Annotated in this window: 7 protein-coding genes; 6 read left to right on the forward strand and 1 reads right to left on the reverse strand. The window is 43.9% G+C overall.

What is annotated here, in order from left to right; genetic code table 11:
- Positions 1 to 201: 201 nt before the first annotated feature.
- Positions 202 to 2,724 carry a DEAD/DEAH box helicase gene (locus MsAg5_RS04415; RefSeq protein WP_338099409.1) on the forward strand — a complete coding sequence of 841 codons (2,523 nt, stop codon included), beginning with the start codon at positions 202 to 204 and terminating at the stop codon, positions 2,722 to 2,724.
- Positions 2,725 to 2,852: 128 nt separating this feature from the next.
- Positions 2,853 to 4,187 (forward strand): ATP-binding protein, encoded by a 1,335-nt coding sequence (locus MsAg5_RS04420; protein WP_338099410.1) that lies wholly within the window; start codon positions 2,853 to 2,855, stop codon positions 4,185 to 4,187.
- A 221-nt stretch (positions 4,188 to 4,408) separates the two neighbouring features.
- Here the strand turns inward: MsAg5_RS04420 and MsAg5_RS04425 are convergent, their stop codons facing one another.
- Entirely contained in the window at positions 4,409 to 6,037 is a 1,629-nt protein-coding gene (locus MsAg5_RS04425) for a methylamine methyltransferase corrinoid protein reductive activase (protein ID WP_338099411.1), read from the reverse strand.
- A gap of 599 nt (positions 6,038 to 6,636) precedes the next feature.
- On the opposite strand from MsAg5_RS04425, the gene MsAg5_RS04430 reads away from it, so the two are divergent.
- The 4 genes from MsAg5_RS04430 to MsAg5_RS04445 all read left to right on the forward strand — a co-directional run.
- Entirely contained in the window at positions 6,637 to 7,662 is a 1,026-nt protein-coding gene (locus MsAg5_RS04430) for an MtaA/CmuA family methyltransferase (RefSeq protein ID WP_338099412.1), read from the forward strand.
- A gap of 193 nt (positions 7,663 to 7,855) precedes the next feature.
- Complete coding sequence (locus tag MsAg5_RS04435; RefSeq protein WP_338099413.1) at positions 7,856 to 8,332, forward strand: hypothetical protein; 477 nt, start codon at positions 7,856 to 7,858, stop codon at positions 8,330 to 8,332.
- 66 nt (positions 8,333 to 8,398) lie between these two features.
- Positions 8,399 to 8,659 (forward strand): hypothetical protein, encoded by a 261-nt coding sequence (locus MsAg5_RS04440; protein WP_338099414.1) that lies wholly within the window; start codon positions 8,399 to 8,401, stop codon positions 8,657 to 8,659.
- Between the two features lie 352 nt (positions 8,660 to 9,011).
- The coding region (locus MsAg5_RS04445; RefSeq protein WP_338099415.1) for a hypothetical protein at positions 9,012 to 9,346 on the forward strand (335 nt) is incomplete at its 3' end.

The raw sequence follows: 9,346 nt of genomic DNA on the forward strand, positions 1-9,346 counted from the left end.
GCGTTACGGCAGCACATTTTGAAAAATCATATACACCGACAGCGGTTTTTTCATAGACGTCATCAGACCAATGCATCTTTTCGTTTTTGAATAGTTTCACCCGGCAAACTTCAACTATTTAAGGAAGGTTTTCCTAAGAACATACATTTCAGACAACTATTTTCACTGATATTTTATTCATTCTTCATTTGAGTTGATTCGATGCCGGAAAAGGAATACATTAAGCACCCGCTGATTTTGGAAAACGCTGTCGAACAGCGTCTTTACCAGCTCAACATTGCTTCCGGCTGCACGAAAAAAAACTCGCTCGTCGTTTTGCCGACGTCGCTCGGAAAAACCGTCGTCGCTCTTTTGATTATGGTCGCCCGCCTGGAGCGCGCCGGCGGCAAAGTGCTCCTGTTGTCGCCGACAAAACCGCTCGTCGAACAGCATTTCTCATTTTTTTCCCGCGTCTTAAAACTCAGCGAGGGACAAGTCGTCGCGTTTACAGGCGGCGTTTCTCCCGAAAAACGCGGCGACATTTGGAACAGCGCCACTGTCATCATTTCAACACCACAAGTGATTGAAAACGACCTGCTCAGCCGGCGCATCAATTTGAACGACGTTTCTTGCGTTGTTTTTGATGAGGCGCACCGCACCGTTGGCGATTATGCGTACACGTACATTGCGGAAAAGTACATGGAAACCGCCAAAAATCCGCTCGTTTTGGGCATTACGGCCAGCCCCGGCAGCGAAGATGAAAAAATCTCCGACGTCTGCCAAGCCCTGTCGATTGAAAACGTGATCGTTAAAACCGAAAACGACGCCGACATCAAACCTTACGTTCATAAAAAAGAAGTGGAATGGCTCATGCTGTCCCTTCCCAAAGAAATGGCCGATATTGAAGCGGCGTTGAAAAAGGTCCTTGACGACCGCATGCAAAAGCTTTCCGAGTTCGGTTATTCTCTCGGCACCAAATATGTCGCCAAACGAGACCTTCTGGCACTTCAAAAATCGCTGGCGAACGAAATGAAATCCGGCGACGTCGATTCCAACGTTTACGCCGCGATTTCGGTTTTGGCGGAAATCATGAAAATCGAACATGCCGTCGAATTGATTGAAACGCAGGGCACAAAACCGCTTCTCGCTTACCTTCAAAAGCTGGAAAGCGAAGCGTCGTCGTCGAGTTCAAGCAAAGCCGCCAAGCGGCTCGTCCACGATCTCTATTTCCGGCAAGCGCTTCATTTGGCGCAAAACAGCGACGTCGAACACCCGAAGTTTTACGCCGTCCGTGAAATTGTTCAAAAGCAGCTGACCGAATTTCCGGAATCGAAAATCATCGTTTTTACCAACTTCCGCGACACCGCCAACACCGTTTTGGAAGCCTTGTCGGACATTCCCGGCGTTTCTCCTGTTCGTTTTGTCGGACAAGGTTCCCGCCATAAAGACAAAGGACTCACTCAAAAACAGCAAACGGAAATCTTAGATCAGTTCCGAAACGGCGACTACAACGTACTGATTGCGACGTCGGTCGCCGAAGAAGGACTCGATATTCCGGCCACTGACATGGTTCTGTTCTACGAGCCGATTCCGTCAGAAGTCCGCAGCATTCAGCGCAAAGGCCGCACCGGCCGTTTCCAAACCGGTCGTGTGATTGTTTTGGTGACGAAAGGCACCCGCGACGAGGCTTACCGCTGGAGCAGCCAGAGCAAAGAACGAAAAATGCTCTCGACGATGAAAAACCTTCAAAAATCTTATTCCGAAAAAGGAGATGAGGAGGAGACGCCGCAAAGGACGTTTTCGGATTTTGAAAAGGAATTCAAGGAAAAATATCAAAATTCAAAAACAGAATCTGAATTGGACTCAGAAACAGACTCTGAAACCGAAATTGGATCAATTGATATTGATTACAATAACGATGATGTTGATGGTGTTAACGATATTGATAATGTTGACGATATTGATTCTGAAAATGAATCTTCGGAAAATACAAATGATGAGTTTAATGAACAACTCATTCACGACATTGAATCCAAAAAAGAATCTTCAAAATCGAAAACAACTTCCACATCCGATTTTTTCCAAGAGGAATCTCCGGTTTTGAAAATCTTGGTCGACAACCGGGAAATGCGCAGCGGCGTTCGCAAGCTTTTGGAAGCCGAAGGCGTCGAGCTTCAAATGGCGCAGCTGGAAGTCGGCGATTACGTCATCAGCGACGAGATGGCGGTCGAGCGCAAAAGCGTCGCCGATTTTTCCGCGTCGCTTCTTGACGGCAAACGCAATCTTTTTTCACAATTGGTTGACCTGTCGCGTACTTACAAAAAACCGGCGTTGATTGTGGAAGGCGAAGAAAACATTACAGCCGGCCACATGATTAATCCGAATTCGATTCGCGGCGCTCTTTTGTCGATTGAAATGGATTTGAACGTGTCGATTTTTTACACAAAAAACGAAGAAGAAACGGCGCTTTTGCTGAAAATGATGGCCAAAAAAGAGCAAATCAACGGCAAAAAAAGCGTCAACCCTCACGGCAAGAAAGTCTCCAAAACAACGGCGGAACAACAGGAATATATTTTGTCGTCCATTCCGGGCGTCGGCCCGCATGCGGCCAAGATGCTGCTGAATGAATTTGGGTCGCTTGAAAACGTTTTTAATTCGACGGAAGAAGACCTGTGCCGGGTTAAGGGCATCGGTAAAAAGACAGCGGGACGAATTTTAGGCGTCGTGAAAGCGGATTACAAATAATCAACTTCCTTTTTTTGTAAAATCAATAAGTAAATATAGATTCGGATAATCTTATTTTCAACTTTTAAAAAATTATTATTTGTTTGATTTAAATTTTATTTAAATTAATAATAAAAGTTGGAATGAATATGCCTGAATCTCAAAATATTGAATATAAATCTTCTTGGCGGGATGACTATCTCAAATGGATTTGCGGCTTTGCCAATGCAAACGGCGGCAGAATTTTCATTGGTACTGATGATTCCGGAAATGTGATTGGTATTCCGAATGCTCAAAAATTGATGGAAGATATCCCGAACAAAGTTAAGGATACGATGGGAATATTGGTCGACGTTAATTTGAATCATTTTTCCACCAAAGATTATTTGGAAATCGTTGTTGAGAGTTATCCCTCCCCGGTTAATTACAAGGGTCAATACCATTATCGAAGCGGCAGCACAAAACAAGAGTTAAAAGGGGCGGCGTTGGACAAATTTATGCTCAACAAAAAAGGGAAGCGGTGGGATGGTGTTCCTGTCCCTTATGTTTCCGTTTCCGATTTAAAATCTGAAACGTTTGATTTTTTCAGAACACGCGCTTTGAAAAGCCACCGGATTGAAGAAACCGCATTAAACGACAGCAATGAACAATTAATTGAAAATCTTCAATTGAAAGAAAATGATTATCTTAAACGGGCAGCCATTTTGCTTTTTCATCCTAATCCGGAAAAGTTTGTTACCGGCGCTTACATTAAAATCGGACGTTTTAAAACAGACGATGATTTACGCTTCCAAGATGAAATTCATGGCAATTTGTTTGAGCAGATTGAAAAAACAATGGATTTACTCACAACGAAATATATGAAATTCGAAATCAGCTATGAAGGTTTGGCCCGAATCGAAACGCCGGAATACCCGGTTGAAGCGATTCGTGAAGCTTTATTGAATGCCGTTTCCCACAAAGATTATTCCGGCGGCGTCCCGATTCAGATCAAAGTTTATGATGATAAAATTATTTTTTGGAACGAAGGACAGCTTCCCGAAAATTGGACCGTAGATACTCTTTTGCAGCAACATCCGTCAAAACCGTTCAACCCCGATATTTCAAATGCATTTTTCCGTTGCGGATATATTGAATCTTGGGGACGAGGCATCACAAAGATCAAGAACGAATGCAAAAATTCAGGGCTTCCAAAGCCAATTTATCATTTTAATGAACCGGATTTTTCTGTTGAATTTAGAACAGAGTCTTGTTACAAAAATGATTTAATTAAATCCGGAATAAATGAGCGTCAATTCAAAGCGATTCTTTTTGCAAAAGATAATGGACTTATTCGAAATATGGATTACCAATCTTTAAATAATGTTTCAAAAAGAACAGCAACGACCGAATTGACTGCACTCGTTCAGAAGTATAATATATTGATAAAACAAGGAACTTCAGGCTCCGGAATCATTTATTATTTCAATGAAGAAATGTATTAATTTTTGAACGAGAGTGGGGCAATAGTGGGGCAATATTAAATATTGTTTTGAAATGAGTTCTGCCTACAGTTCTTGATTTTATTTTATTTTTATTCAAAAAAGTGGGGCAATAGTGGGGCAAAATGAAGAATATACAAAATAGAAAATAAAATGAAAAAGTGAAAAATGAAAAAAGACCACAGATTTAACTGTGGTCTCTTGAATTTCATTTTACATTCAATTTATGATTTTCTTTCCACTTTCAAGATCGAGTGGTTGACCGCATTTTTCGGGCATCCGGCAATGCAGCGCTTGCAGCTGGAACCCAGGCATTTTTGGCTGTCAATAATAATGTAGTTGTCAGGTTCGCGTTTTTCCACACGAATCGCGTTTTCCGGACATGTTTTTTCACATTTGTGACAGAAAATACAGCCGTAGGCAGGCGCGGTCAGGTAAACGCCGATGTGTTCCACCATTTGAATACCTTCTTTGCCGACGTTGTCGATGTCGCGAATCACGCGGCGTTCGACGTTGGGCTCGGGGGCGTCGTGCGGGAACGGGCGAATGCCGAACGTTTTGAGCATTTCGTCAAACATTTCCATCGGCATGCCTTGTTCCCAATAGGACAGCTCGCAAATGTAAATGTCCTTAAACGTCTGGGACGTCGCCATCATCAAGTGGTCGGCTTTGATCTTTTTCGCCATTTTGTCGACGTCGCCCAACTGCTCGGGGTGAATCGCCAGTTTGCGGGCGAGACCGATGGACGTGTTTCCGAATTGGATGACGTTTTTGGCGTAGTTCGGGACAGATCCGAGATAAGCAGCCTTCTTGCCGTCGACGTACGTGCCGGTCGCGCCGGAAATGTACGCATATTCCAATTGATCGTACTCAAGGCCGGCAGCTTCCATCAAGGTGAGCTGGGCGGCGCGGATGGCACCGATGGCTTTTCCGATTTCCACGACGTCTTTTTCGGTGATCTCAATGTCTTTTCCGAGAATGATTTTGCCGTTGGGCAGTTTCGGAATCTTGGTCATGAGTTTGCTTTTGAGGGCGACCGACATACAGGAAATGACGCCGGTTCCGGTAATGCCGACCGGAGGGATTTCTCCTTTTTCAATGATTTCGCCGGTGACCGGATTGATCAAGTCGCCTTTGGACGATTGCATTTTGTCGTCGAGAACGGTCAGGCGCCAGTAGTCGCCTTCTTGGTTGACGTCGCTGATGGCGCCGGGGCTGGCGAGCATACCGCACGGGATGCCTTGTCCTTCAATAGCGGGGCCGGCGGCGGCGCTGGCGGTAATGATTTTGTCGCCGACTTTGATGGCCATTTCGGCGTTGGTGCCGTAGTCGGTGACCATACACGGTTTTGTTTGCGTGTTGAAGTCGGTTTCCGTCATCATGGCGAGCGCGTCGGCGCCGATTTCGTGCTGGATGGCGGGCGGAACAATAATTTGGCAGCCGCCGAGATCGCAAATGCCGTCGAAGAGTTCTTTGGCGGGAAAAATCCGGGCGTCGCGTTTGACATTTTCAACGCCTAAGGTTTTCTGCTTGGTTTTTCCGGCGTAAGCCAGGTCGCGGATTTCGATGTTTTGGAAAAGAGACAGCTGAATCGGGTTTCCGCAGATGGAAATGTAGTCGATTTGTTTCGGATCGACGTCAAAAGCAACCAGCATTTTCTTGACGGTTTGAAGCATCACTTCATTGGCGACGTCTTCGCCGGTCACGATGGCGAATTCCAAGTGGTCGATAACGTTTCCGCCGGGAAGCGGGTGGCCCATGGTGATGACGGTTTTGATCGTTTCGTTTGTTTTCGGATCCAAAAGCTGCGCGCGAAAACCGCTCGTTCCAAGGTCAAGTGCGATAACGTACATTTTTTCCCTCTCTGATGTCACATTTTTATGTAATATTTTGTAATATCTAAAAATAAAAAACTGAAAAAGAAACTGAAAGCAAATAAACGATGATTCGTTTTTAAATAAATTAGATGTCATTCGTTTTTTAGGTTTATTTTTCTTTCGACTCTTTTAACCGGATTTTGCCGATTTTTGTCGGATTTTCATATATATCTCATATAATATACTCATATAATTCAAATCGATTGTATTTTTACAATGCACTGATAATTTCATACGCCATATGTAATTTTTAATCTCTATATCATGAAAATTCAGGATAAAATTTAAAAATCTTCACGGCTTTATGAGTGTAGGTTTATCCGGTTGAATTGCGCTTTTACGGCGTTTGCAATTGTTTTTGCAAAATTAATTGGATTTTAATCATTTTTTCAAAATGGTTGAAAAATTGACTGAAAATGACGGTAAAATTTAATGAAAGTTAATGATTTCGTTGTTTCTGTCAAAAACTTCAAATAAATCAGATAAACGGATATAGTGTCAAGGGCATCGTTTCGGTGCGAAGACGTATAATTTTGACGTACGGAATTTTTGATTCATCATTGGGGGAACTCAAAATGACAACATACACAGCAAAAGACAGATTATACCGTGTTTTAAGAGGAATGGAAGTTGACAGAATGCCGGCCGTTTGTTTCACACAAACCGCCACTGTCGAACAGATGGAAGCCGTTAAAGTCTACTGGCCGGAAGCCCACGAAAACGCCGAAATGCTCTTCAAATTGGCAGAAGCGGCCCACACCGTCGTTGGCTTTGAAGCCATCCGCGTGCCGTTTGACATCACCGCAGAAGCGGAATTCTTCGGCTGCAAATTGAAAGCCGGTACCCGCGACCAACAACCCTCCGTCATCGGCCACAGCGTCAAGACGCCGGAAGATGTTGACAAATGGAAAGACTTCAAATTCGGCACCGGAAAACGTGTTGACACCATCATCGAGTCCGTCAAACTCTCCGCCGAGAAATACGGCAAAGAACTCCCGATTATCGGTTCCATGATCGGTCCCTTCTCCCTCGCCCAACACCTCAACGGCGACAACTGGTTTATGGGCATCATGATGGACGACCCGGTCGTTCAACCGCTCCTTGACTTGTCCACCGACTTCTGTATTAAATACGCGACCGAAATGGTCAAAGCCGGCGCCGACACCATCGTCATCATCGACCCGACGGCCAGCTACGAACTTCTCGGCGACCAATTCTACGACAAGTTCGCCGTTCCGTACCACAAGAAGATCGCAGACGCCATGCGCGCTCTGAACGTCTCCACCGTTCTGCACATCTGCGGCGACACCACAAAAGGCATCGCCCTCATGGACAAGGCCGGCGTCGACGGCATCAGCGTTGACCAAAAAGTCAACCTCACCGCCGCAGCCGCTGCCTCCAAGCAAGCCAAAATCGTCGGCAACCTCGACCCGGTCCAACTCCTCTGGAAAGGCACCCCGGCCGATGTCACCGCCCGCTGCAAAGCCGCATTCGCCGAAGGCGCAACCATCGTTACCGTTGGCTGCGGTATTGTGACCAACACCCCGACTGCAAACTTGCAAGCCTTGGTGGAATTCACCAAAACAGCAACCTACAAGTAATTTAATTTCGTCTTGAACGAAAACCAAAAGCGATCCGCCAAACGGCGGGTTGCTTTTTTTTTGGATTTTTGAAAATAAAAATAAATATTTTATATATTCTATTTCCATCAATCATTTATACAGGATAAACAAATTTGAAGATATTTCCAAAATCTTAAAAGATGTGATCCGATTGAATTTCCCGAAGCGAAACTTGACTGAAAATGAAAATTTCTTGTTTACCGTGTTTTTACTTGGGTTTGCCGGATTGGCTTTCCTGTTGTTTTATGCAGATGTGACCGACCAGTATTGGCGTTCTGTCAACCTGATTTTTCTGATTCTCAGCTATTTTGGTCCGGCAATTTACGGTTTTGTTTCCAAAGACCAAAAAAGAGCGGTTGTACTCGGTTTTGTTTTTCCGTTTATTTTTTACCTTTTGGAAGTCGTCTCCATGAGTAATTTTTTCAAAGATTGGCCTTCGGTCGGTTTTATTTTGTTCCGAGCCGGTATGTTTCTGTCAACGGCTGTGGTGGCTGCCGGTCTCGGATGGGTTGCTGCGATGACGGACCGGAAATTTGCGACGCCGAGAAACAACAATATTCTATTTATCGGTCTCCTGGTCCTGTATTCTATTTTTGCTCTTTTGGATTATAAGTGGCCTTTTTTGTCTTCGGTTCTTCTCCTGGTGTAGTTTTTCGGAGCGATTGCTTACGGTTATGTCACCAAAGATTCCAACCGCGCTTTTGCGCTTGGCGTTTTGTTTCCGGCCATTTTCATGGGCTCCATCATTCTTTATCCGTATATTTTCCCGCCGGATTACGTTCTTCCGGAACCGGAACTGATTGATCAAATAAAAAGTTACGTTGTCTTGAGCTTGTTTTTGATATTTGGCGGAATTGCCGGATGGTTTGCCGGAAAAGAAGCAAAGGATTTGAACAAAAAGTTGACGTATACGGTTTTGGTTTTGATTTCTTTTGCGGCGGGCATGGTTCTTTGCCTGTTTATGTTATTGGATTAAATCGATAAACGTGAGGATGAAAGATTTAAATGAAATACAAACCGACAGCAATAGCCAACATTATTTTATTTGTTGGTTTTTTAATATTTTATATCATTCTGTCACAAATTTATCGTTTAGAGCTGAGCCGACCCATATTTTCAAGCTTAACTGAAACATGATGATGGTTCAGCCTTTTATCTGTCAAATCTCATAAACCATCCCGCTTAAACAGACGCGTTTCGCGTCTGTTTAAGCGGATATTGTGTAATGGGAAGGTGCAATTCAAAACAGAAGATGCAAAAATGAGCAAGATAGCAACTGTATTGTTGGAAACAGAAGGTGAAAATCGGATCCGGAAACAAGTGTATTGTTGGAAACTGAAGATACAAATCGGTACCAAGAAACAAGTGTATTGTTGGAAACTGAAGATACAAATCGGTACCAAGAAACACCTGTATTGTTGGAAACAGAAGATACAAATCGGTACCAAGAAACAACTGTATTGTTGGAAACAGAAGATACAAATCGGTACCAAGAAACAACTGTATTGTTGGAAACAGAAGATACAAATCGGTACCAAGAAACACCTGTATTGTTGGAAACAGAAGATACAAATCGGTACCAAGAAACAACTGTATTGTTGGAAACAGAAGATACAAATCGGTACCAAGAAACAACTGTATTGTTGGAAACAGAAGATACAAA

Source organism: Methanolapillus africanus (assembly GCF_032714475.1).
Taxonomy (GTDB): Archaea; Halobacteriota; Methanosarcinia; order Methanosarcinales; family Methanosarcinaceae; genus Methanolapillus; species Methanolapillus africanus.

What these genes read in the sequence shown, in the direction of transcription:
- MsAg5_RS04420 (WP_338099410.1), top strand. Translation starts at nt 2,853, where the DNA reads ATGCCTGAATCTCAAAATATTGAATATAAATCTTCTTGGCGGGATGAC.
- MsAg5_RS04430 (WP_338099412.1), top strand. Translation starts at nt 6,637, where the DNA reads ATGACAACATACACAGCAAAAGACAGATTATACCGTGTTTTAAGAGGA.
- MsAg5_RS04415 (WP_338099409.1), top strand. Translation starts at nt 202, where the DNA reads ATGCCGGAAAAGGAATACATTAAGCACCCGCTGATTTTGGAAAACGCT.
- MsAg5_RS04425 (WP_338099411.1), bottom strand. Translation starts at nt 6,037, where the DNA reads ATGTACGTTATCGCACTTGACCTTGGAACGAGCGGTTTTCGCGCGCAG.